We start from the raw sequence: 22,863 nt of genomic DNA, 5'->3' as shown, positions 1-22,863 counted from the left end.
CGGCAGGCGAAGAGCCGCGCCTCCCCCGGACGGAGGGGAAGCGCGGCTCTTCAGTCTGCGGAGACGGCCGGCCGGTCAGTACCCCGAGCCGGACGCGCCCAGTGAACCCGTCGGGTGCCAGACCGTCTTCGTCTCCAGGAACGCCGTCATGCGGTCGATGCCGGGCGTCGCCGACCAGTCGTCCACAGGCTGTGGACGAAGGACGCGCTTCAGGTTGTCGGCCGCCGCGATCTCCAGTTCCTTCGCCAGGCCATCGTCGGTGCCGGCGCCGGCCAGATCGATCGCGTTGACGTCCTGGTGCGCCGCGAGGGGCGTCGCGATCTCCGCCGTACGGCCGGAGAGGACGTTGACGACTCCGCCGGGCAGATCGGAGGTGGCCAGCACCTCGCCCAGGGACAGGGCCGGGAGCGGGGACTTCTCGCTCGCGATGACGATCGCCGTGTTGCCGGTCGCGATGACCGGGGCGAGGACCGAGACCAGACCCAGGAAGGACGACTTCTGGGGGGCCAGCACGGTGACCACGCCCGTCGGCTCGGGGGACGAGAGGTTGAAGTACGGGCCCGCCACCGGGTTGCCGCCACCGACCACCTGGGCGATCTTGTCGGTCCAGCCCGCGTACCAGACCCAGCGGTCGATCGCCGCGTCCACCTGCTCGGTGGCCTTCGACTTCGACAGGCCCTCGGCGTCGGCGACCTCGTGGACGAACTGCGCCCTGCGGCCCTCCAGCATCTCCGCGATGCGGTAGAGGATCTGGCCGCGGTTGTACGCGGTCGCGCCGGACCAGCCGCCGAACGCCTTGCGGGCCGCCACGACGGCGTCCCGGGCGTCCTTGCGGGAGGAGAGCGGCGCGTTCGCCAGCCACTTGCCTTTCGAGTCCGTCACCTCGTACACCCGGCCGCTCTCGGAACGCGGGAACTTCCCGCCGACGTACAGCTTGTAGGTCTTGAACACACTGAGACGGTCAGACATCGAGGTACGCCTCCAGGCCGTGGCGACCGCCCTCGCGGCCGAAGCCCGACTCCTTGTAGCCGCCGAACGGCGAGGTCGGATCGAACTTGTTGAACGTGTTGGACCAGACGACGCCCGCGCGGAGCTTGTTCGCCACCGCGAGGATGCGGGAGCCCTTCTCGCTCCAGATGCCGGCGGAGAGGCCGTACTGCGAGTTGTTGGCCTTGGCGACGGCCTCGTCCGGCGTGCGGAAGGTGAGGACGGACAGCACCGGGCCGAAGATCTCGTCGCGGGCGATGGTGTGCGCCTGGGTGACGTTCGTGAAGAGCGTCGGGGCGAACCAGTAGCCAGAGGACGGGAGTTCGCAGGCCGCGGACCAGCGCTCGGCGCCCTCCGCCTCGCCCTGCTCGACGAGCGTCGTGATCCGGGACAGCTGCTCGGCGGAGTTGATCGCGCCGATGTCCGTGTTCTTGTCCAGGGGGTCGCCGAGGCGGAGGGTCGACAGGCGGCGCTTGAGGGAGTCCAGCAGCTCGTCCTGGATCGACTCCTGGACCAGGAGCCGGGAGCCGGCGCAGCAGACCTGGCCCTGGTTGAAGAAGATGCCGCTCACGATGCCCTCGACGGCCTGGTCGATCGGGGCGTCGTCGAAGACGATGTTGGCGCCCTTGCCGCCGAGTTCGAGGGTGACCTTCTTCTTCGTACCCGCCACCTGGCGCGCGATGGCCTTGCCGACCGCCGTGGAGCCGGTGAAGGCCACCTTGTTCACGTCCGGGTGCTCGACGAGCGCCGCGCCCGTGGCGCCGTATCCCGGAAGGATGTTCACGACGCCCTTGGGCAGGCCCGCCTGGCGGCAGATGTCCGCGAAGAACAGGGCGGACAGGGGGGTCGTCTCGGCGGGCTTCAACACCACGGTGTTGCCGGTCGCGAGCGCCGGGGCGATCTTCCAGGCCAGCATCAGGAGCGGGAAGTTCCAGGGGATGACCTGGCCCGCCACGCCGAGCGGCCTCGGGTTCGTGCCGAAGCCGGCGTGGTCGAGCTTGTCGGCCCAGCCCGCGTAGTAGAAGAAGTGCGCGGCGACCAGGGGGAGGTCGGCGTCGCGGGTCTCCTTGATGGGCTTGCCGTTGTCCAGGGTCTCCAGGACGGCCAGTTCGCGGCTGCGTTCCTGGATGATCCGGGCGATGCGGAACAGGTACTTCGCGCGCTCGGCGCCCGGCAGCGCCGACCACTTCTCGAAGGCCTTGCGGGCGGCCCTGACCGCGCGGTCGACGTCCTCGGTGCCGGCCTGGGCGATCTCGGACAGCACTTCCTCAGTGCTCGGCGAGACCGTCTTGAAGACCTTGCCGTCGGCGGCCTCGGTGAACTCGCCGTCGATGAACAGGCCGTAGGAGGGCGCGATGTCGACGACGGAGCGGGACTCGGGTGCGGGTGCGTAGTCGAATACGGGTGCCATGGTGATCAGTCCACCGTCACGTAGTCGGGGCCGGAGTAGCGGCCGGTGGCCAGCTTCTGACGCTGCATCAGCAGGTCGTTCAGGAGCGAGGAGGCGCCGAAGCGGAACCAGTGGTTGTCCAGCCAGTCCTCGCCCGCGGTCTCGTTGACCAGCACGAGAAATTTGATGGCGTCCTTGGACGTCCGGATCCCGCCGGCCGGCTTCACGCCGACCTGTACCCCGGTCTGGGCACGGAAGTCACGCACGGCCTCCAGCATCAGGAGGGTGTTCGCCGGCGTCGCGTTGACGGCGACCTTGCCGGTCGACGTCTTGATGAAGTCGGCACCGGCGATCATGCCGAGCCAGCTGGCGCGGCGGATGTTGTCGTACGTCGACAGCTCGCCCGTCTCGAAGATGACCTTCAGGCGGGCGGACGCCCCGCAGGCCTCCTTCACGGCGACGATCTCGTCGTACACCTTCATGTAGTTCCCCGCGAGGAACGCCCCGCGGTCGATGACCATGTCGATCTCGTCGGCGCCCGCCGCGACCGCGTCCAGGACGTCCGCCAGCTTCACGGAGAGCGCGGCGCGGCCGGCCGGGAAGGCGGTGGCGACCGAGGCGACCTTCACCGAGGAGCCGGCGACGGCCTCCTTGGCGGTGGCCACCATGTCGGGATACACGCAGACCGCGGCCGTGGCGGGGGTCGTACGGTCGGTCGGGTCGGGGCGGACCGCCTTGGCGCCGAGCGCCCGGACCTTGCCCGGGGTGTCCGCGCCTTCCAGCGTCGTCAGATCGACCATCGAGATCGCGAGGTCGATCGCGTACGCCTTCGCGGTCGTCTTGATGGAACGGGTGCCGAGCGAGGCGGCGCGCGCCTCCAGGCCGACCGCGTCGACGCCGGGCAGCCCGTGGAGGAAGCGGCGCAGCGTGCTGTCGGAGGCCGCCACGTCCGTGAGCGTGTGTGCAGTGGTGGGCATGGTCACCAGACGAGCATATCTACGCGCGTAGCAGCTGTACACCCCGGCAGACATATCAGGTGCTCATCCGGTACGGCGGCACCGCGTACGAGTCCCGCCGGGGGCTTCGGGCAGAATCGGGCCCATGACGACTCCGGAACCCCAGTCATCGGCGCCGCAGCCCTCGGCGCCCCAGTCGCCGGACCGGATCTATCGGTCGCCCGCGGCCATGGCCGGCGGTTTCCTGCTGCTCGGCATCGCCGGCTGGCTCGGCATCGACGCGATCGTCTCCGGGGAGGGGCGCACGCCCTGGCTGGCGCTCGCCGCGCTGATCCTCCTGGTGCCGCTGGTGGTGGCCTTCACGTTGCGGCCCGCCGTGTTCGCCAACCAGGAACGGCTGCGCATCCGGAACCCGTTCCGGGTGATCGTGCTGCCGTGGGGTGAGATCGAGGCGCTGCGCTCGGGCTACTCGAACGAGGCGGTCGCCGCCGGCAGGAAGTTCCAGCTGTGGGCCGTTCCCGTGTCGCTGCGGGGCCGGAAGAAGGCGGCTCGGCGGGAGGAGCGGCGCGGTGCGGACGGCGCCGGGCGGGGTGGTGCGTTCGGCGGCGGGCTGTCCGGGCTGTCCGGGGCCGGGGGGATGCGGGGCGGCGGCCGGACCGCGGTGCCGGACGGACCCGTGCGGGCCGAGACCGACCGGATCATGGACGAGCTGCGGGAGCTGCAGGAGGCCCAGGCCAAGTCGGAGGCGGCGCAGGGCGAGGTGACCGTGCGGTGGGCCTACGAGGTCATGGCGCCGGCGGTGGCCGGGGCGGTGCTGCTGGCGATTCTGATCGCGACGGGGTGAAGGGCCTGTGGGACCTCGCTGACGCTCAGGGCGCCGCGTGCCACGCCAGGGCCGTGCACGCCGCGCTCAGGGCGCCGCGTGCCACGCCAGGGCCGTGCACGCCCTGGCGTGCGCCGAGCCCGTCACCGTCGTTCGGTGGGGCGAGGGCGCGGTAGCGGCGGGATGTGCGGCGCTCACGCCCCTCGCGCCGCACCAGGGCCATGCACGCCCCGACGTGCGCCGAGCCCGTCACCGCCGTTCGGCGGGGCGAGGGCGCGGTAGCGGCGGGATGTGCGGCGCTCACGCCCCTCGTGCCACGCCAGGGCCGTGCAGGCCCTGGCGTGCGCCGAGCCCGTCACCGTCGTTCGGTGGGGCGAGGGCGCGGTAGCGGCGGGATGCGCGGCGCTCACGCCCCCCGGCCGCGCCACACCAGGGCCGTGCACGCCCTGGCGTAGGCCGAGCCCGCCACCGCCGCCGGCAGGGCGAGGGCGCTGTAAAGGCGGGATGAGCGGGGCAGGTGCCGGGCCAGAAGGAGGAGCCAGGGGGAAGGCGGGAAGCGGAAGCGAGCCCGGGGGGAAGCGCCCGGCTGCCCGGCACGATCGCCGGCAGGACCTCCGTGAACGGCGGCGGGGCGGCTCCAGGCCGGCTCGGTGGGGGCGAATCCGGTGAATCCGGTCCGCCGTTGCCCGGAGGGCGGGGCGGGGTGCGGGGACCGCGTCGAGCCGCCTGGGGAAATCAGCCGATGGGGTGCCCCGGGTTTCCTCCGGAGCACCCCGCCGTGTGGGTCACATCAGTCGCGCACCGGTCGCGTACCGGTCGCGTACGGCTCAGATGCCCGCCGCCGCCGACAGGTCCCGCTTGATCGTCGCCAGCAGGTCCGTCGCCTTCGCGCGGGCCGCCGGGAGATCGGCGTGCGCGGCGACCGGGACGACGACCTCCAGGTAGCACTTCAGCTTCGGCTCCGTGCCGCTGGGGCGGACGATGACCCGGGCGCCGTCGAGCGTGTAGCGCAGGCCGTCGGTGGGCGGGAGGGTGTCCGTGCCCTGCGTGAGGTCCTCGGACCTGGTGATCGGCAGGTCCGCGAGCCGGGTCGGGGGCTGCTCGCGCAGGCGTTGCATCGCGGCGGCGATGACCGACAGGTCCTCCACGCGGACCGAGAGCTGGTCGGTGGCGTGCAGGCCGTGCTCGACCGCGATGTCGTCCAGGAGGTCGAGGAGGGTGCGGTTCTCTGTTTTGAGGACCGACGCGAGTTCCGTCATCAGGAGGGCGGCCGTGATGCCGTCCTTGTCCCGTACGCCGTCCGGGTCCACGCAGTAGCCGAGGGCCTCCTCGTAGCCGTAGCGCAGGCCCTCGACGCGGGCGATCCACTTGAAGCCGGTGAGGGTCTCCTCGTACGGCAGGTTCGCCTTCTCGGCGATCCGGCCGAGGAGGGACGAGGAGACGATCGACTCCGCGAAGGTGCCGCGGGCTCCGCGGGCGACCAGGTGGCTGGCGAGGAGGGCGCCGACCTCGTCGCCGCGGAGCATCCGCCAGTCGCCGGCGTCCTTGACCGCGACCGCCAGGCGGTCCGCGTCCGGGTCGTTGGCGATGATCAGGTCCGGGTCGGTCTCGCGGGCCTTCGCGAAGGCGAGGTCCATCGCGCCGGGCTCTTCCGGGTTGGGGAACGCGACGGTCGGGAAGTCCGGGTCCGGGTCGGCCTGCTCGGCGACGAGGACGGGCTGCGGGAAGCCGGCCCGGGCGAAGGCGGCGAGGAGGGTCTCCTTGCCGACGCCGTGCATCGCCGTGTAGACCGTGCGGGCCGTGCGGGGGGAGCCGGGGGCGAGGACGGCGTCCGTGCGGGCGAGGTAGGCGTCGAGGACGGCGTCGTCGAGGATCTCCCAGCCGGTGGTGGGGCGGCGGACGGTGGTGAGGGACGCGACGGCGTCGATCTCGGCCGCGATCTCGGCGTCCGCCGGGGGCACGATCTGGGAGCCGTCGCCGAGGTACACCTTGTAGCCGTTGTCGCGGGGCGGGTTGTGGCTGGCGGTGACCTCCACGCCGGCGATCGCGCCGAGGTGCCTTATGGCGAACGCCAGGACGGGGGTGGGGAGGGGGCGGGGGAGGACGGCCGCGCGCAGGCCCGCTCCCGTCATCACGGCGGCGGTGTCCTCGGCGAAGGCGGCGGACTTGTGGCGGGCGTCGTAGCCGATGACGACGACTCCGTCGGTGTGGCCGTTCTTCTTCAAGTACGCGGCGAGACCGGCGGCGGCGCGGATGACGACCGTGCGGTTCATGCGCATGGGGCCGGCACCGAGCTCGCCTCTGAGGCCCGCCGTGCCGAACTGGAGGGTGCCGCTGAACCGTTCGGCGAGTTCGGCGACGTCCTTGGCGTCGATCAGCTCGGCGAGTTCCGCACGGGTGTCCGTGTCGGGGTCCTCGGTCAGCCATGCCTTGGCTCGCGCGATGAGATCGTCGTGCACGTTCGGTCAGCCTCTCGTTTCGGTTCGCTTGTGGCTGCGGGACGGGTTTCTCGCCCCCGCCGCCCCTACCCGTCCCACCCCCAGGGGCTCCGCCCTTTCGACCCCGCTGGGGGCTGCGCCCCCAGACCCCCATCGGCCCGAAAGGCCTCGTCCTCAAACTCCCCCAGAGGGGGGACCCCCAGACGGGCTGAGTGATGCGGGCCGGTGCTTGATTGTGTACGCCGGACGGGCTGCGTGGTCCCGCACCTCTTGAGTGACCGAGTCGGGAGGTGGGTGGGCGAAGGCCGAAGGTCAGGGGGCGGAGCCCCCTGGTGCGGTCACTACAGCCGGCCCAGGACCTGGGCCAGCAGGGAGCCCATCCGTGTGGCCGAGTCGCGGCCCGCCTGGAGGACCTCCTCGTGGTTCAGGGGCTCGCCGGTCATGCCGGCCGCGAGGTTCGTCACCAGGGAGATGCCCAGGATCTCGGCGCCCGCCTCACGTGCCGCGATGGCTTCGAGGACCGTCGACATGCCCACCAGGTCCGCGCCGATGACCCGGGCCATGCGGATCTCCGCGGGGGTCTCGTAGTGCGGGCCGGGGAACTGGGCGTAGACGCCCTCCTCCAGCGTGGGGTCGATCTCCTTGCACAGGGCGCGCAGGCGCGGGGAGTACAGGTCGGTGAGGTCGACGAAGTTCGCGCCGATGATGGGGGACGTCGCCGTGAGGTTGATGTGGTCGCTGATCAGCACCGGCTGGCCGGGACGCATGCCTTCGCGCAGGCCGCCGCAGCCGTTGGTGAGGACGATCGTCTTGCAGCCGGCGGCGACGGCGGTACGGACGCCGTGCGCGACGGCGGCGACACCGCGGCCCTCGTAATAGTGGGTGCGGCCCAGGAAGACCAGGGCCCGCTTCGCACCGATCCGGTACGAGCGGATCTTGCCGCCGTGGCCCTCGACCGCCGGCGGCGGGAAGCCGGGCAGCTCGGTGACCTGGAACTCGGCGTCGGGAGCACCGAGGGCGTCGACGGCCGGCGCCCAGCCGGAGCCCATCACGAGGGCGACGTCGTGGGTCTCGGCGCCGGTCAGTTCGCGCAGGCGCGCGGCGGCGGCGTCGGCGGCGGCATGGGGGTCGCCCTGGATGTCGTCCGGAAGAAGAGATGCGTTCACGCCGATGAGGGTAGCCGGTCGAGGCCTACGCGCGTAGATGACAGAGCTCACGGGATGGCGATCGTTGTCTTGTCGTTTCCGACCGGTCCGCGCCCCCGGGTCCGACGAATCGGGCGCCGCCGGCGGGCTCAGCAGGGGCGCTTCCGCAGCTCCATCACATAGTCGTGCGGCGCGCCCGCCGACTCCGCCGCGTCGGCGATCTCGCCCAGATAGCGGGCCGAGGGCAGACCGCCCTCGTAGCCGTTGAGGACGTACACCCAGGCCGGCTCTTCGCCCTCCAGGGTCTGCACGCGCACCCGCATCCGGCGGTAGATGTCGAGGCCGACGCCCTCCCAGCGGTCCATCGAGTCCTCGTCCAGGGGCGCGAGGTCGTACAGCGCGACGAAGACCTGGGCGCCCGGCGCCTCGACGATCGTCGCGAGTGCGCCCTCCCAGCCCAGGTGCTCGCCGCCGAAGGTCAGCCGCCACCCGTTCAGCCAGCCCGTCGCGCGCAGCGGCGAGTGCGGGGCGCGGCGGGTCATCAGCCGCGCGTCGAGGTTGCCGGCGTACGCGGCGTAGAGCGACATGCGTCGAGGGTACGGCAGCCGTTTCGCGTGCATCTCCGGTCACGGACGTAACAGATGGGCCTCCCTGTCGCCCCCGGGGCGGTGGCATCGCCGGGCGTGCGGGACAATGGAGTACGTGACTCGGATCGTGATCATCGGTGGCGGACCCGGCGGATACGAGGCGGCCCTGGTGGCCGCCCAACTCGGCGCGGAGGTGACCGTCGTGGACTGCGACGGTCTGGGCGGGGCGTCGGTGCTCACCGACTGCGTCCCGTCGAAGACTCTTATCGCCACGGCCGAGGTGATGACCACCTTCGATTCGTCGTACGAAGAGCTGGGGATCATCGTCGCCGACGACACCCCGCCCCTGGAGCGGAGCGCCCGGGTGGTGGGGGTGGATCTGGGGAAGGTCAACCGGCGTGTGAAGCGGCTCGCTCTCGCGCAGTCGCACGACATCACCGCCTCCGTGACCCGGGCCGGCGCCCGGGTGCTGCGCGGGCGCGGGCGTCTCGAGGGCATGCAGGCCCTCGACGGCTCGCGGAAGGTCGTCGTGCGTGCCGTCGACGGGAGTGAGGAGACCCTCGTCGCGGACGCGGTGCTCATCGCCACCGGCGGTCACCCCCGCGAGCTGGAGGACGCCCAGCCCGACGGCGAGCGCATCCTCAACTGGACCCAGGTCTACGACCTCGACGAACTCCCCGAGGAGCTCATCGTCGTCGGTTCCGGTGTCACCGGTGCCGAGTTCGCCGGTGCCTACCAGGCCCTCGGCTCCAAGGTCACCCTCGTCTCCTCCCGCGACCGGGTCCTGCCCGGCGAGGACCCGGACGCCGCCGCCGTACTGGAAGAGGTCTTCCGGCGCCGCGGCATGAACGTCCTGGCCCGCTCCCGCGCCCAGTCCGCCAAGCGCGTCGGCGACCGGGTCGAGGTCACCCTCGCCGACGGACGGGTCATCAGCGGCTCGCACTGTCTGATGGCCGTCGGCGCCATCCCGAACAGCGCGGGCATGGGCCTGGAGGACGCCGGGGTCAAGCTCCGCGAGTCCGGGCACATCTGGACCGACAAGGTCTCCCGGACCACCGCCCCCGGCGTGTACGCCGCCGGTGACGTGACCGGCATCTTCGCCCTCGCCTCCGTCGCGGCGATGCAGGGACGTATCGCCATGTACCACTTCCTCGGCGACGCGGTGGCCCCGCTGAACCTGAAGACGGTCTCCTCGAACGTCTTCACCGACCCCGAGATCGCCACCGTCGGCTACAGCCAGTCCGACGTGGACTCCGGCAAGATCGATGCCCGGGCGGTGAAGCTGCCCCTGCTGCGCAACCCGCGCGCGAAGATGCAGGGCATCCGGGACGGCTTCGTCAAGATCTTCTGCCGGCCGGGCACGGGGATCGTCGTCGGCGGAGTGGTGGTCGCTCCCCGCGCCTCGGAACTGATCCACCCCATCTCGCTCGCCGTCGACAACAATCTGACGGTCGAACAGATCGCGAACGCGTTCACCGTCTATCCCTCCCTTTCGGGGTCGATCGCCGAGGTCGCGCGGCAGCTGCACACGCGTAAGGCGGGCGACGAAGGCTGACGGCCGAAAGCGATTCCTCGCTGGTCACGGGGAGTTGTCGCGCATGCGGGCGGCATAGGCTCCGCGATTAGGCCCTATACCACTTCCCGCCCTGGTGTGCGAACAACTTCTGTAATTCGGCGCAAACTGCTGAAACCAGACGGTCGTTGGGGTTACTGTCAGTTTCGTGTTCGCTGCAGAACGTCGCCAATTGATCCTCGAAATGGTGCGAGCGAACGGGGCCGTGTCGCTCCGTGAGCTCGCCCGCGTCGTCCAGACCTCCGAAGTGACCGTACGGCGGGACGTGCGCGCACTGGAGGCAGAAGGACTCCTCGACCGCCGGCACGGCGGTGCGGTATTGCCGGGCGGGTTCACGCGAGAATCCGGCTTTCCGCAGAAATCCCATCTCGCGACCGCCGAGAAGACGGCCATCGCCGATCTCGCCGCGAGCTTCGTCGAAGAGGGCGAAGCCATCGTGGTCGGTGCGGGAACCACCACACAGGAGCTGGCCCGCCGGCTCGCCCGGGTGCCCGGGCTGACCGTCGTCACCAACTCACTGCTGGTGGCCCAGGCCTTGGCCCATGCCAACCGCGTGGAGGTCGTCATGACCGGCGGCACCCTCCGCGGGTCCAACTACGCCCTCGTCGGCAGCGGTGCCGAACAGTCCCTCCAGGGGCTCAGAGTGTCGCGGGCCTTCCTCTCCGGGAGCGGACTGACCGCCGAGCGCGGGCTCTCCACGTCCAACATGCTCTCCGCGTCCGTCGACCGCGCGCTGGTGCAGGCCGCCTCCGAGGTCGTGGTCCTCGCCGACCACACCAAACTCGGCACCGACACCATGTTCCAGACCGTGCCGACGGACCTCATCACCCGCCTCGTGACGGACGAACCGCCCGTCCACGACGACCGCGCGGCCACCGAACTCCAGGCCCTCGCCGACCAGGGGGTGCAGATCGCCGTCGCCGGGGCGTCGGAGCAGCCGGGGGGTGATCAGGTCCCGGCGCGCCGACAGCACCAGCGCCGGGACGTGCCCCTGCCGGGCCCGCGTCGCGGCCAGGTCCCGGGCGGCGCTCCGGGACTGCGCTCCGCGACGGCCCTGGGTGAGCAGACGCCGGGCACCGAACGGGCGCGGGTCGCGGACCTCCGCCGCCGCTGACGGCACGCCCGTGAGCAGGGGCGGGCCGGTGTGGCCCGGCGGGACCCCGCCGTCCCCGTGAGGATGCGCGGGAGGGGTTCCCGGGGCCGGTCGCCGCCGTACCGTCTTCTCATGGGCCGGTCCTGATCGAGGGGATGCTCGGGGGAGTGCGCATGGAGATCACCGGTGCGGACGCGCGCCGCGTGCTGGAGCTGACCCGCGAACTGGACGACGCCGCCCGGCTGGAGGAGCTGTGGGAGCGGGCCCTGAGCGAGCTACTGACTGGTCATGACCTGGGCGTCACCCGAAAACGAACCCGTGCGCGGTTTATCCTCAACTTCGGTGAATCTGCCGTCTGTTAGCCAGGGTATGGAGTGTGACGGCGATAGTGTCACGTTGTCCGACAACCGAGTTGGCGGACCTACCGCCGGGCGGGCGGAAAGTGACGCCTGTGGAGGCCCACGTAAGACCAACTCCCCCTGGGGAGCGGCGAGGGCCCGTGAAGCAGGCACCCAGGGTGGCGCCGGATACCGGCGCGGACCGAAATCGCCCGCGTTCGCGCAGGTGAGGGCGTCAGAACCTGGACTTCCGGCCTCAGATATCCCGGAAGCCCCGCCCCCGCCGGGGCTTGTCGTGCTCGGCACCGGCTGGATGGCGATCGCGACCACGCCGTCCATGGACCAGGGCGTGCTGGGCGGCCTCGACGAGGGCGTGAGCCGGGTGGCGCTGGTCGACGTCACGGACGGCACGTTCGCGCTCGCGGTGAACGCGATTCCGTCCTTCTACTTCGTCGCCGCCCACGTCATCGGCGCGATCCTGCTCGGCGCCGCCCTGCTGCGAGGCCGGACGGTCCCGGTCTGGGCGGCCTGGCTGCTGATCCTGTCCATGCCGCTGAACGTCGTCGGCTTCGCGAGCGGTCTGCTCCCGGTGACCATCCTGTCGTTCCTGATGATGGCCGCCGCCTTCGGCGCCGCGGGCCTCGTCGTCGCCCGCCACGGCACCGGCTGGGTGCGGGCGCGACAGACCGACCGCAAGGAACCTGACCGACGGGGGAACGGAGAAAACGAGGCGCCCGGCGGACTGATCGCTTCAGTCCGCCGGGCGCCTCGGGACGTCGTACCGGAAAGGCCGTCAGTCCTTGATCTCGCAGATCGCCGCGCCGGACGTGATCGACGCGCCGACGTCGGCGGACAGGCCCTTGATGGTGCCGGCCTTGTGCGCGTTCAGCGGCTGTTCCATCTTCATCGCTTCGAGGACGACGATCAGGTCGCCCTCCTGGACCTCCTGGCCCTCCTCGACCGCGATCTTGACGATCGTGCCCTGCATCGGAGAGGCGAGGGTGTCGCCGGAGGCGGCCGGGCCGGACTTCTTGGCCGCGCGGCGCTTGGGCTTGGCGCCCGCCGCGAGGCCGGTGCGGGCCAGGGACATGCCCAGCGAGATGGGGAGGGAGACCTCCAGGCGCTTGCCGCCGACCTCGACGACCACCGTCTCGCGGCCCGCTTCCTCGTCGACCTCGATGTCCGTGAGGGCGGCGAAGGGCTTGATCTCGTTGACGAACTCGGTCTCGATCCAGCGGGTGTGGACCGTGAACGGGTCGGCGGAGCCGGTCAGCTCGGGGGCGAACGCCGGGTCCTTGACGACCGCGCGATGGAACGGGATGGCGGTGGCCATGCCCTCGACCTGGAACTCCTCCAGGGCGCGGGCGGCCCGCTGGAGGGCCTGCTCGCGGGTGGCGCCAGTGACGATCAGCTTGGCCAGCAGCGAGTCCCAGGCCGGGCCGATGACCGAGCCGGACTCGACGCCCGCGTCCAGGCGGACGCCCGGGCCGGACGGCGGGGCGAACGTGGTGACCGTGCCGGGGGCAGGGAGGAAGCCCCGGCCCGGGTCCTCGCCGTTGATGCGGAACTCGAAGGAGTGGCCGCGCAGCTCGGGGTCGCCGTAGCCGAGTTCCTCGCCGTCGGCGATGCGGAACATCTCGCGGACGAGGTCGATGCCGGAGACCTCCTCGGTGACCGGGTGCTCCACCTGGAGGCGGGTGTTGACCTCCAGGAAGGAGATCGTGCCGTCGACGCCGACCAGGAACTCCACCGTGCCGGCGCCGACGTAGCCGGCCTCCTTGAGGATGGCCTTGGAGGAGGCGTACAGCTCGGCGACCTGCGCGTCGGAGAGGAAGGGCGCCGGGGCCTCCTCGACCAGCTTCTGGTGGCGGCGCTGGAGGGAGCAGTCGCGGGTGGAGACCACGACCACGTTGCCGTGCTGGTCGGCCAGGCACTGGGTCTCGACGTGCCGGGGCTTGTCCAGGTAGCGCTCGACGAAGCACTCGCCGCGCCCGAAGGCGGCGACCGCCTCGCGGACCGCCGAGTCGTACAGTTCGGGCACCTCTTCGAGGGTGCGGGCGACCTTCAGACCGCGCCCGCCACCGCCGAAGGCGGCCTTGATCGCGATGGGCAGGCCGTGCTCCCGGGCGAAGGCGACGACCTCCTCGGCACCGCTCACCGGGTCCGGCGTGCCGGCCACCAGCGGGGCGCCGGCGCGCTGGGCGATGTGCCGGGCGGCCACCTTGTCGCCGAGGTCGCGGATGGCCTGCGGCGGCGGGCCGATCCAGATCAGCCCCGCGTCCCCGACCGCCTGGGCGAAGTCGGCGTTCTCGGAGAGGAATCCGTAGCCGGGATGGATGGCGTCGGCGCCGGACTCACGCGCCGCGTTCAGCACCTTCTCGATGTCGAGATAGCTGGTCGCGGGAGTGTCACCGCCCAGGGCGAACGCCTCATCCGCGGCGCGGACATGCAGAGCGTCCCGGTCCGGGTCGGCGTAGACGGCCACGCTCGCGATACCGGCATCCCGGCAGGCCCGGGCCACGCGGACAGCGATTTCGCCACGGTTGGCGATGAGCACCTTGCGCACGATTGAGGCTCCCTCCTTGAAACAAGCCGAGTTTAGGGACTGCCGACACGGCACTTCGACCCGTCCCGACTGGTGAGCTTGCCCACACGGAGCGTGATGTGGGGCCGGCCCGACCGTGAAATCCCTTGTCGCACCTAGGAACGCAGGACTTCTGTCGAAACCCTAGCCCTCCTTTGTGGCCAAGGTCTCTATGAGAGCGTGCTGCGGGCCACAGGGTTTCTTTGTGGAGTCCCTACGAATGGCCCAATGATTCTTTGCCCTCCGCCGGACTCTTGTCCGTGGGTTTACCCGTTAGTAGCGTTCGGTCTGTCCCGAACGTACTTCGGGTAACGGCAGCCTTGCTCGAGTGGTACTCGAACAGCTCGGAAGTGGGTGGGACCGGTGGTGCGCAGACCGGTGGCGTGGATCGTGGCGGTCGTGCTCTTCGTCGAGGCGCTCGGGGTCGTCGGGCTGAACTGGCTCCTGGGGACCGTCGTCGACAACCAGCAGATGTCCCTGGCCGGCCTCGACCCGGACGTGATGTCCACGTCGTCGAAGATCAGCGGCTTCGTCTTCGGCCTCTACTTCGTGCTGTGCGGCGTGGTCGCGCTCCTGGTCGCCCTGCGCAACCGCCCGCCGGCCGGCCTCGGCCGCGTCCTGCTGATCAGCGCGGCCGTGGTGCACGCCCTGCTGGGCGCGTTCGCGTGGGGGCTGATGGGCCGGCCCGAGTTCGTGTTCATGATGATCGTGCTGGCGCTCATCGTGCTGCTGCTGATGACGTACGACAGGCAGGGTGAATCCGGGTCCGGGCCCGAGCCCGCCGACGAGGCGCCGGACGGCACCAAGGGCGGCGGCTCGCCGCTCACGCCCCCGCAGGCGCCCAGCACCCCCTGATCGCCTCTCCCGGTCACTTGTCTCCGGGCGTCCACAGCTCCGTGATGCCGACGCCCAGTTGGGCCAGCAGCCGCCGTACGAGGGGCAGGCTGATGCCGATCACGTTGCCGTGGTCGCCGTCGATGCCGTCGATGAAGGGGGCCGAGCGGCCGTCGAGGGTGAAGGCCCCGGCGACGTAGAGGGGTTCCCCCGAGGCGACGTACGCGGCGATCTCCTCGTCGGTCGGCTCGCCGAAGCGGACGACGGTGGAGGCGGTGGCGGAGGCGTACCGGCCGCTGCGCGTGTCGTAGATGCAGTGCCCGGTCTGGAGCGTGCCGGCGCGGCCGCGCATGGACTTCCAGCGGGCGGTGGCCTCCTCGGCGTCCGCCGGCTTGCCCAGGGCCTCGCCGTCCAGGTCGAGCACCGAGTCGCAGCCGATCACCAGGGCGCCCTTGACCTCGGGCTTCGCCGCCACCACGGAGGCCTTCGCCTCGGCCAGGGCGAGGGCCAGCTCGGCGGGGGTCGGCGCGCTGACGGCGTCCTCGTCGACGCCGCTCACGATCACCTCGGGGTCGAGTCCGGCCTGGCGGAGCAGACCGAGCCTGGCGGGGGACTGGGAGGCGAGGACGAGTCGGCGGCGCGGCTGATCAGTCATGCGGCCAGGGTATCGGCGGCCGTTCCAGGGGGCTCACCTCACCCCGAGCACGATCATCGCCAGCACCATGGCCAGCGCCATGAGGACACCCAGCCGCCGCAGCATGGCCTGCGTGTCACGCAGTTCCTTCGGCGGCTCGTTCTCGGGGTCGGACCACAGCATGGTTTCCAGCGTGCGGGGGTTTCGTGGAGGGCGCCTGAGTACGGGTACTCAACTTCCCACCGGCCGGGGTTGCTAAAAGGGTCTGTCGTTCCGTTAGTCTAAAGGAACTTCAGTCCCGTTTGGAGAGGGCGTGTCATGTTCACCGCTGCCTGGACCGCGTCACCCCAACTGCCCGCCGAGGGCTTCACCCCCAACTGGTCCCGGGAGGGCTTCTGGCGCCAGTCCGTCCGTCAGGTCGTACGGCTGACCGCGGGCGGCGGCCGGGTCCGGATCCGGCTCTCGAACGCGTACGGCACCTCGGCGGTCCGGGTCGCGGGGGCCACGGTCGGCCGGGCGGCCGCCGGTGCCGCGGTGGAGTCGCCGACGCGGCTCACCTTCGAGGGGGCGTACGACGTTTCGCTTCCGGCGCGCGGGCACGCCGTCAGTGACGCCGCCGAACTCGCCGTGGCGGCCGGGGAGCCGGTGACGGTCACGCTGTACTTCGATGCGACGACCGGCCCCGCGACCTTCCACGCCCAGGCCTTCACGACCAGCTACCGGGGCGAGGGGGACCTGCTCGCGGACCCGGACGGCGAGGGGTTCGACGCGAGCACCGAGTCCTGGTACTTCCTGTCCGCCGTCGAGGTCGACGCCGGCCGCACCGACGGCATCGCCCTCTTCGGCGACTCGATCACCGACGGGTTCGGCTCCACGCCCGGCGCCGACCGCCGCTGGTCCGACGCGCTGGCGCGGCGCACCGGGCGGCCGGTCCTGAATGCTGGGATCGGCGGGAACCTGCTGCTCAACGACTCCGCGTGGTACGGGGAGAAGGGCGTTCACCGGTTGCGGCGGGATGCGCTGGCGCCGGCAGGGGTGGACACGCTGGTCGTGCTCATCGGGCTGAACGACATCGGGTTCGGCGAGACCGACGAACAGCCGACGTACAAGCCGGCGCCGGTGGTGGAGGCGACGGAAGTCGTCGCCGGCCACCGGGAGTTGATACGGCAGGGCAAGGAGCGCGGGCTTCGGATGATCGGCTGCACGCTGCTGCCGTTCGCGGGGTCGGACCACTGGGGGGAGCATGCGGCCAAGGTGAGCCACGAGGTCGACGAGTGGATCCGGTGCGCGGGGGAGTACGACGCGGTGGTGGATCTGCGGCGTGCCCTGGCCGATCCGGCGGACCCGGATCGGCTGCGGGCGTCGTACGACTTCGGCGATCACCTGCACCCGAACGACGTCGGGTACGAGGTGATGGCCGAAGTGCTGTCGACGGTTCTCTAACCGGGCCAGTAGGTGCGGCCCCACGCCGTCGGCCCCGGCTGCGGGAGCCGGTGTGCCGCGATGCGGGCCGGGTCCGCCCAGGCGTCCTGGGAGTCGGGTGCGCCGGGCGGGGTCGCTGCCGCCGCCGCGGCGCGGGCGCGGACCACCGCCAGGGCGGCGGCCAGCTCCTCCGGGGTCGGGTTGCCCCGTACCACCTTGATCGTCATGACGGCTCCCAAGGGTTTTCGGGCTAGAGGGGGATGTTGCCGTGCTTCTTCGGGGGCAGGGTTTCCCGCTTGGTACGCAGCTGACGCAGGCCCCGTACGACGTGCCGGCGGGTGTCGGACGGCATGATCACGGAGTCGATGTAGCCGCGCTCGGCCGCGATGTAGGGGTTGAGGAGGGCGTCCTCGTACTCCTGGATGAGCCGCGCCCGGGTCGCCTCCAGGTCCCCGGCGGCCTCGGCCTCGGCGATGGTGCGGCGGTGCAGGATGTTGACCGCGCCCTGGGCGCCCATCACGGCGATCTGGGCGGTCGGCCAGGCGAGGTTGAGGTCGGCGCCGAGGTGCTTGGAGCCCATGACGTCGTAGGCGCCGCCGAAGGCCTTGCGGGTGATGACGGTGATGAGCGGGACCGTCGCCTCCGCGTAGGCGTAGATCAGCTTGGCGCCGCGGCGGATGATGCCGTCGTGCTCCTGGTCGACGCCCGGCAGGAAGCCGGGGACGTCCACGAAGGTGATGACCGGGACGTTGAACGCGTCACAGGTGCGCACGAAGCGGGCCGCCTTCTCGCTGGCTCTGATGTCGAGACAACCGGCGTACTGCATCGGCTGGTTGGCGACGATGCCGACGGGACGGCCCTCCACCCGCCCGAAGCCGGTGATGATGTTCGGCGCGAACAGCGGCTGCGTCTCGAAGAACTCGGCGTCGTCCAGGACGTGCTCGATCACCGTGTGCATGTCGTACGGCTGGTTCGCGCTGTCCGGGACGATCGCGTCCAGTTCGCGGTCCTCGTCGGTGACGGCGAGGTCCGCCTCCTCCGGGAACGCCGGGGCCTCGCTGAGGTTGTTGGACGGCAGGTACGACAGCAGCTGCTTGACGTACTCGATGGCGTCCTTCTCGTCCCCGGCCATGTGATGCGCCACACCCGAGGCGGAGTTGTGGGTGCGGGCGCCGCCCAGCTCCTCCATGCCGACGTCCTCGCCGGTGACCGTCTTGATGACGTCCGGGCCGGTGATGAACATGTGCGAGGTCTGGTCGACCATGACGGTGAAGTCGGTGATCGCCGGGGAGTAGACCGCGCCGCCCGCACAGGGGCCGACCACGAGGCTGATCTGCGGGATCACGCCGGACGCGTGGGTGTTGCGGCGGAAGATCTCGCCGTAGGCGCCGAGGGAGGCCACGCCCTCCTGGATGCGGGCGCCGCCGGAGTCGTTGATGCCGATGACCGGGCAGCCGGTCTTCAGCGCGAAGTCCATCACCTTGACGATCTTCTGGCCGTAGACCTCGCCCAGGGCGCCGCCGAAGACGGTGAAGTCCTGGGAGAACACGGCGACGGGGCGGCCGTCGACGGTTCCGCACCCGGTGACCACGCCGTCGCCGTACGGGCGGTTCTGGTCGAGGCCGAAGTTGGTGGAGCGGTGCCGGGCGAACTCGTCGAGCTCGACGAAGGAGTCCTCGTCGAGCAGCAGCTCGATCCGCTCCCGGGCCGTCAACTTGCCCTTGGCGTGCTGCTTTTCGACGGCGCGTGCGGAGCCGGCGTGCGTCGCTTCCTCGATGCGGCGCTGGAGATCCGCGAGCTTGCCCGCGGTGGTGTGGATGTCGATCCCTTGGGTCTCGTGGATCGCGTGACGCTCTTCCGGCTCGGACATCGGGATGCGGCTCCCTGCCTGCTCAAAAGGGGGGACGGTTACTCATCCGTAGAGTAGTGGGGTGCCCATCGATCGGCAGTGCGGCGTTTACCACACTCCCCACCCCTTCCGGTTGTACGATCAGTGCGTCGCGGCGGGACACGCCGGAGGGGTGACATCACGAGAGTGATCGAGCGCCCGTGAACCTCAGCCTTTCACCGGGTTGGAATCCACCTCTGCGGGGTGGAGGATGTCAAACCTAGGGTGGGTTGCATGACGACGCCACCAGGTGCAGAAGGAAACCCGCTCAACGGGCCCCACGAGCCGGGGCCGGACCGATGGTCCGACCTCGGCCGCCCACCCCTTAACGCCGCCGCTTTGCGGCGAGGGCTGGTGCGCGAGGGCAGGCTGTGGTGCGACGTGGAGGTCGTGCAGCACACCGGCTCCACCAATTCCGACCTGGTGGCCCTGGCGGCCGAGGGCAAGGCGGCCGAGGGGGCGGTCCTGGTGGCGGAGGAGCAGTCGGCCGGGCGGGGCCGTCTCGACCGCCGGTGGACGGCACCGCCCCGCTCGGGGCTGTTCTTCTCCGTCCTGCTGAAGCCGAGCGGGATCCCGGTGGCCCGCTGGGGCTGGCTGCCGCTGCTCACCGGGGTGGCGGTGGCGACGGGGCTGTCGCGGGTGGCGGGCGTCGACACGGCACTCAAGTGGCCCAACGACCTGCTGGTGACCGTGGGCGGCGAGGAACGCAAGGCCGGCGGCATCCTCGCCGAGCGGGCCGGGGACGACGGAGTGGTCGTCGGGATCGGCATCAACGTCAGCCTGCGCGCGGACGAGCTGCCGGTGCCGCAGGCGGGGTCGCTGGCGCTGGCGGGAGCCGTGAACACGGACCGGGATCCGCTGCTGCGGGGAGTGCTGCGGTCGCTGGAGGAGTGGTACGGGCGCTGGCGGGCGGCCGGGGGTGATCCGGCGACGAGCGGGTTGCAGGAGACGTATGCGGCGGGATGCGCGACGTTGGGAAGGGTGGTGCGGGCGGAGCTGCCGGGAAATCGGTCGGTGGTCGGCGAGGCGGTGGCGGTCGACGAGGACGGGCGGCTCGTGATCGCCACGGAGGAGGGAGTGCAGGAGCCGGTGGGGGCGGGGGACGTCGTGCACCTGCGGCCCGCGTAGGGGGCTGGGGGTTCCGGCCCCGGACGTGAAGCCCCTCTCTCCTCCCGGAGTGAGCTGGCGCACACCTGCCGTAGAGTTGAGGCCGGTCGATACCTGACCGTGACAGATCGGAAGGGCAGCAGGCGTGACCGTCGACGACACGGGCTCCGGCGCGGACGCGGACGGCCGGGCAGACCCCGATGCCGCCGAGTCCGGCGAGGGCGAGGACCCGCTCGCCCTCCGCATCGAACAGCTCATTCTGGGCGCCGAGCGGCGCTACACCCCCTTTCAGGCGGCGCGCAGCGCGGGCGTCTCCGTGGAGCTGGCCACCCGCTTCTGGCGGGCCATGGGCTTCGCCGACATCGGACAGGCCAAGGCCCTCACGGAGGCCGACGTGCTCGCGCTGCGCCGGCTCTCCGGTCTCGTGGAGGCGGGGCTGCTGAGCGAGGCGATGGCCGTGCAGGTGGCGCGGTCCACGGGGCAGACCACCGCCCGGTTGGCGGAGTGGCAGATGGACTCGTTCCTGGAGGGGCTGACCGAGCCGCCCGAGCCCGGCATGACCCGCACCGAGGTGACGTACCCGATCATCGAGCTGCTCCTGCCGGAGCTGGAGGAGTTCCTCGTCTACGTCTGGCGCCGCCAGCTCGCCGCCTCGGCCGGCCGGGTCGTCCAGACCGCCGACGACGAGGAGATGGTCGACCGGCGTCTGGCCGTGGGCTTCGCCGACCTCGTCGGGTTCACGCGGCTGACCCGGCGGATGGAGGAGGAGGAGCTCGGCGAGCTCGTCGAGGCCTTCGAGACCACCGCCGCCGACCTGGTCGCCGCGCGCGGCGGACGGCTCGTCAAGACGCTCGGCGACGAGGTGCTGTACGCGGCGGACGACGCCGGGATCGCCGCCGACATCGCCCTGAGGCTCGTCGAGACCATGGCGAACGACGAGACGATGCCCGAGCTGCGGGTCGGCATCGCCTTCGGCACGGTCACCACTCGTATGGGCGATGTCTTCGGTACGACGGTGAACCTCGCCTCCCGGCTGACGTCGATAGCCCCGCGCGACGCCGTCCTCGTCGACAGCGCCTTCGCGGAGGAACTGATCCGCACCGGCGAGGCCCCCGCCTCCGAGGCGGAGGCGGCCGAGGCCGCGGCGACCGCCGAGAAGGAGGGCGAGGAGCCGCCGACCTACCGCTTCGCGCTGCAGCCGATGTGGCAGCGGCCGGTGCGCGGGCTCGGCGTGGTCGAGCCGTGGCTGCTGACGCGGCGGGCCGGGGCGTCGTAGTCCCCGGCAGCCCTTTCAGTGACGCCGGGCCGCCAGCGGGTCCACGCACACGGCGATAACCGGCAGGCACAGGCCCGGCCGGTCCGGGTGGTCCGGCTGCGGGGCCGGCGGAGTCGTCGTGCCGCTCGGCGTGGGGGCCGGGGTGCCGGCGGCGGACGTCGAGGGCGGCCGGGGTGTGGCGGGCGCCGCGCTGCCGGTCGGCTTCGGTGCGTCCGGGACGGTCGTGGGCGTCTGCCGGGACGACCCCGCGGTCGGGGCGGGGGTCGCGAGGGACACGCCCCTGGTGGGCAGCGCGCTCGGACCGCCCAGGACGGTGGTCGCCGACGGGCTCACCTCGGGGGTGACGGCCGCCACCGTGGCGGCTGCGTCGGCCGACCGTTCCGGGCCGGCCTCCGGGTCGGGACGGGGTTCCACCTCCGCGCTGCCGAGGCCGCCGACGCCCGCGTCGGGGGTCAGCCGTACGAAGCTCAGCGCGCCCGCCGCCAGGGCCAGGCCGCCCGCCGCCAGCAGCACCTTGCGGGGGCGGGGGCGGCGGTGCCGGCCGCGGGGCGTCCAGAGCCGGGTTCCGGTGCCGTACGACTCCGGCGGTACGGCCGCGTCCTCCGCGCTGCCTCTTTCCGCCCGCGCCGCCGGTGTGTCCCTCGTCGTCATCGCGATCCCTCCCCGTGCGCCCGCGCCCCCTGTGCGCTGTGGCGGACGCACGTTATGCGCTCCCTTGTGCGGTGGAACGGGAGTCGGGCGGGATGTCACTCGAACGGGGTGTCGGGCGCGGAAGCGGGAACCGGCCCGCCCTTTCCCCGGCGGGGCCCGGCTGCGATGATCGGAGCGTAGGGCGTTAACCGTCGTTAACCGGGAGGGTGTCATGAGCGAGGAGCGGTTCGGGGAGTTCGTGCTGGTACGGCGACACCCGGAGGGGGCTGACGGGGCTGACGGGCATGTCGCGGAGCTGGCCCTGGACCGGCCCAAGGCCATGAACGCCGTCTCGACCGAGATGGCCCGGTCGCTCGCCGGGGCGTGCGCGGCGCTGGGCGCGGATCGTGAGGTTCGGGTGGTCGTGGTGACCTCCACCCATGAGCGGGCCTTCTGTGTCGGCGCCGACCTCAAGGAGCGGAACTCCCTCACCGACGCGGATCTGGTGCGGCAGCGGCCGGTGGCGCGCGGGGCGTACACCGGGGTCCTGGAGCTGCCGGTCCCGACGATCGCGGCCGTGCACGGGTTCGCGCTGGGCGGGGGCTTCGAGCTGGCGCTCGCCTGCGACCTGATCGTGGCGGACCGTACGGCCGTGGTGGGACTGCCCGAGGTGTCGGTCGGCGTGATCCCCGGCGGCGGCGGCACGCAGTTGCTGCCGCGGCGGGTGGGGGCCGCCCGGGCGGCCGAGCTGATCTTCACGGCGCGGCGGGTGGAGGCCGGGGAGGCGGCCTCGCTGGGCCTCGTCGATGTGCTGGTGGAGGAGGGGCGGGACCGCGAGGAGGCGTTGGCCCTGGCGTCCCGGATCGCGGGGAACTCGCCGGTGGGGCTGCGGGCGGCGAAGAAGGCGCTGCGGCTGGGGCAGGGGCTGGATCTGCGGGCGGGGCTGGAGGTCGAGGACGCGGCGTGGCGGGCGGTGGCGTTCTCGGGGGACCGGGCGGAGGGGGTGGCGGCGTTCAACGAGAAACGGCGTCCTTCTTGGCCGGGGGAGTAGAGGCACCGCTCCTTCGCCCGAGGTACCAGAGGGCTCCGCCCCCTGGGCCCTGGGCAAAGGCCGGGGGTCTGGGGCGGAGCCCCCAGGGGCGGTCACCCCTGCGGCGC

At 71.8% G+C, this 22,863-nt stretch carries 23 protein-coding genes; 9 read left to right on the top strand and 14 right to left on the bottom strand.

Annotation, left to right across the window (positions count from 1 at the left end; translation table 11 throughout):
• Positions 1–75 precede the first annotated feature (75 nt).
• The 3 genes from AC5P09_RS01805 to deoC are packed head-to-tail and all read right to left on the bottom strand — an operon-like array spanning position 76 to position 3,360.
• Positions 76–969 carry an aldehyde dehydrogenase family protein gene (locus tag AC5P09_RS01805; RefSeq protein ID WP_307676958.1) on the bottom strand — a complete coding sequence of 298 codons (894 nt, stop codon included), beginning with the start codon at positions 967–969 and terminating at the stop codon, positions 76–78.
• Positions 962–2,398 carry an aldehyde dehydrogenase family protein gene (locus AC5P09_RS01800; RefSeq protein WP_493872086.1) on the bottom strand — a complete coding sequence of 479 codons (1,437 nt, stop codon included), beginning with the start codon at positions 2,396–2,398 and terminating at the stop codon, positions 962–964. Before AC5P09_RS01800 ends, AC5P09_RS01805 begins: the two co-directional genes overlap by 8 nt.
• 5 nt (positions 2,399–2,403) lie before the next feature.
• On the bottom strand, positions 2,404–3,360 hold the full coding sequence (gene deoC / locus AC5P09_RS01795; protein WP_493872085.1) for a deoxyribose-phosphate aldolase: 957 nt from the start codon (positions 3,358–3,360) through the stop codon (positions 2,404–2,406).
• Positions 3,361–3,478: 118 nt separating this feature from the next.
• Between deoC and AC5P09_RS01790 the strand changes: the two genes are divergently transcribed.
• Positions 3,479–4,177, top strand: coding sequence for a PH domain-containing protein (locus AC5P09_RS01790; RefSeq protein WP_493872084.1), 699 nt, complete (start codon positions 3,479–3,481; stop codon positions 4,175–4,177).
• Between the two features lie 25 nt (positions 4,178–4,202).
• Here AC5P09_RS01790 and AC5P09_RS01785 read toward each other — a convergent pair whose 3' ends face one another.
• The 4 genes from AC5P09_RS01785 to AC5P09_RS01770 form a co-directional block, all read right to left on the bottom strand.
• Positions 4,203–4,460 (bottom strand): hypothetical protein, encoded by a 258-nt coding sequence (locus AC5P09_RS01785; RefSeq protein WP_493872083.1) that lies wholly within the window; start codon positions 4,458–4,460, stop codon positions 4,203–4,205.
• Positions 4,461–4,983: 523 nt separating this feature from the next.
• A complete protein-coding gene (locus AC5P09_RS01780; RefSeq protein WP_493872082.1) occupies positions 4,984–6,615 on the bottom strand; it encodes a phospho-sugar mutase in 1,632 nt (543 codons plus the stop codon).
• A 320-nt stretch (positions 6,616–6,935) separates the two neighbouring features.
• Positions 6,936–7,760, bottom strand: a complete 825-nt coding sequence (locus tag AC5P09_RS01775) for a purine-nucleoside phosphorylase (RefSeq protein ID WP_266434530.1) — start codon at positions 7,758–7,760, stop codon at positions 6,936–6,938.
• A gap of 128 nt (positions 7,761–7,888) precedes the next feature.
• Entirely contained in the window at positions 7,889–8,326 is a 438-nt protein-coding gene (locus AC5P09_RS01770) for a gamma-glutamylcyclotransferase family protein (protein ID WP_493872081.1), read from the bottom strand.
• Positions 8,327–8,432: 106 nt separating this feature from the next.
• Here AC5P09_RS01770 and AC5P09_RS01765 point away from each other — a divergent pair, with 106 nt between their 5' ends.
• The 3 genes from AC5P09_RS01765 (at position 8,433) to AC5P09_RS01755 (ending at position 11,354) form a co-directional block, all read left to right on the top strand.
• Complete coding sequence (locus tag AC5P09_RS01765) at positions 8,433–9,881, top strand: NAD(P)H-quinone dehydrogenase (RefSeq protein WP_493872080.1); 1,449 nt, start codon at positions 8,433–8,435, stop codon at positions 9,879–9,881.
• 166 nt (positions 9,882–10,047) lie between these two features.
• Positions 10,048–11,013, top strand: coding sequence for a DeoR/GlpR family DNA-binding transcription regulator (locus AC5P09_RS01760; protein ID WP_266434524.1), 966 nt, complete (start codon positions 10,048–10,050; stop codon positions 11,011–11,013).
• Positions 11,014–11,165: 152 nt separating this feature from the next.
• A complete protein-coding gene (locus AC5P09_RS01755; RefSeq protein ID WP_493872079.1) occupies positions 11,166–11,354 on the top strand; it encodes a hypothetical protein in 189 nt (62 codons plus the stop codon).
• A 232-nt stretch (positions 11,355–11,586) separates the two neighbouring features.
• Here AC5P09_RS01755 and AC5P09_RS01750 read toward each other — a convergent pair whose 3' ends face one another.
• Both AC5P09_RS01750 and AC5P09_RS01745 read right to left on the bottom strand, forming a co-directional pair.
• On the bottom strand, positions 11,587–11,988 hold the full coding sequence (locus tag AC5P09_RS01750; protein WP_493872078.1) for a hypothetical protein: 402 nt from the start codon (positions 11,986–11,988) through the stop codon (positions 11,587–11,589).
• Between the two features lie 135 nt (positions 11,989–12,123).
• Positions 12,124–13,896 carry an acetyl/propionyl/methylcrotonyl-CoA carboxylase subunit alpha gene (locus AC5P09_RS01745; protein ID WP_493872077.1) on the bottom strand — a complete coding sequence of 591 codons (1,773 nt, stop codon included), beginning with the start codon at positions 13,894–13,896 and terminating at the stop codon, positions 12,124–12,126.
• A gap of 381 nt (positions 13,897–14,277) precedes the next feature.
• Here AC5P09_RS01745 and AC5P09_RS01740 point away from each other — a divergent pair, with 381 nt between their 5' ends.
• Positions 14,278–14,769, top strand: coding sequence for a hypothetical protein (locus AC5P09_RS01740; RefSeq protein ID WP_493872076.1), 492 nt, complete (start codon positions 14,278–14,280; stop codon positions 14,767–14,769).
• 13 nt (positions 14,770–14,782) lie between these two features.
• Here AC5P09_RS01740 and AC5P09_RS01735 read toward each other — a convergent pair whose 3' ends face one another.
• Together AC5P09_RS01735 and mmpB are read right to left on the bottom strand one after the other, a co-directional pair.
• A complete protein-coding gene (locus AC5P09_RS01735) occupies positions 14,783–15,403 on the bottom strand; it encodes a Maf family protein (protein ID WP_493872075.1) in 621 nt (206 codons plus the stop codon).
• Positions 15,404–15,436: 33 nt separating this feature from the next.
• The gene (mmpB, locus tag AC5P09_RS01730; RefSeq protein ID WP_266434514.1) at positions 15,437–15,565 is read right to left on the bottom strand and encodes a morphogenic membrane protein MmpB; all 129 of its coding nucleotides are present in this window, start codon (positions 15,563–15,565) and stop codon (positions 15,437–15,439) included.
• A 135-nt stretch (positions 15,566–15,700) separates the two neighbouring features.
• Here mmpB and AC5P09_RS01725 point away from each other — a divergent pair, with 135 nt between their 5' ends.
• Positions 15,701–16,825, top strand: a complete 1,125-nt coding sequence (locus AC5P09_RS01725; protein WP_493872074.1) for an SGNH/GDSL hydrolase family protein — start codon at positions 15,701–15,703, stop codon at positions 16,823–16,825.
• On the opposite strand, the gene AC5P09_RS01720 is transcribed toward AC5P09_RS01725, so the two are convergent.
• Both AC5P09_RS01720 and AC5P09_RS01715 read right to left on the bottom strand, forming a co-directional pair.
• Positions 16,822–17,031 (bottom strand): acyl-CoA carboxylase epsilon subunit, encoded by a 210-nt coding sequence (locus AC5P09_RS01720; protein WP_307676968.1) that lies wholly within the window; start codon positions 17,029–17,031, stop codon positions 16,822–16,824. The genes AC5P09_RS01725 and AC5P09_RS01720 overlap by 4 nt on opposite strands.
• A 23-nt stretch (positions 17,032–17,054) precedes the next feature.
• The gene (locus AC5P09_RS01715) at positions 17,055–18,674 is read right to left on the bottom strand and encodes an acyl-CoA carboxylase subunit beta (RefSeq protein WP_493872073.1); all 1,620 of its coding nucleotides are present in this window, start codon (positions 18,672–18,674) and stop codon (positions 17,055–17,057) included.
• 252 nt (positions 18,675–18,926) lie between these two features.
• Between AC5P09_RS01715 and AC5P09_RS01710 the strand changes: the two genes are divergently transcribed.
• Positions 18,927–19,820: a biotin--[acetyl-CoA-carboxylase] ligase gene (locus tag AC5P09_RS01710; RefSeq protein WP_493872072.1), complete on the top strand. Its 894-nt coding sequence runs from the start codon at positions 18,927–18,929 to the stop codon at positions 19,818–19,820.
• 124 nt (positions 19,821–19,944) lie between these two features.
• Positions 19,945–21,075, top strand: coding sequence for an adenylate/guanylate cyclase domain-containing protein (locus AC5P09_RS01705; RefSeq protein ID WP_493872071.1), 1,131 nt, complete (start codon positions 19,945–19,947; stop codon positions 21,073–21,075).
• 15 nt (positions 21,076–21,090) lie between these two features.
• Here AC5P09_RS01705 and AC5P09_RS01700 read toward each other — a convergent pair whose 3' ends face one another.
• On the bottom strand, positions 21,091–21,726 hold the full coding sequence (locus AC5P09_RS01700; protein ID WP_493872070.1) for a hypothetical protein: 636 nt from the start codon (positions 21,724–21,726) through the stop codon (positions 21,091–21,093).
• A gap of 211 nt (positions 21,727–21,937) precedes the next feature.
• Here AC5P09_RS01700 and AC5P09_RS01695 point away from each other — a divergent pair, with 211 nt between their 5' ends.
• Positions 21,938–22,756: an enoyl-CoA hydratase/isomerase family protein gene (locus tag AC5P09_RS01695; RefSeq protein WP_493872069.1), complete on the top strand. Its 819-nt coding sequence runs from the start codon at positions 21,938–21,940 to the stop codon at positions 22,754–22,756.
• Positions 22,757–22,863 lie beyond the last annotated feature (107 nt).

The organism is Streptomyces sp. a15 (assembly GCF_059026085.1).
The sequence above is the reverse complement of the archived record's forward strand: the minus strand, read 5'-3'. Positions and strand labels throughout refer to the sequence as shown.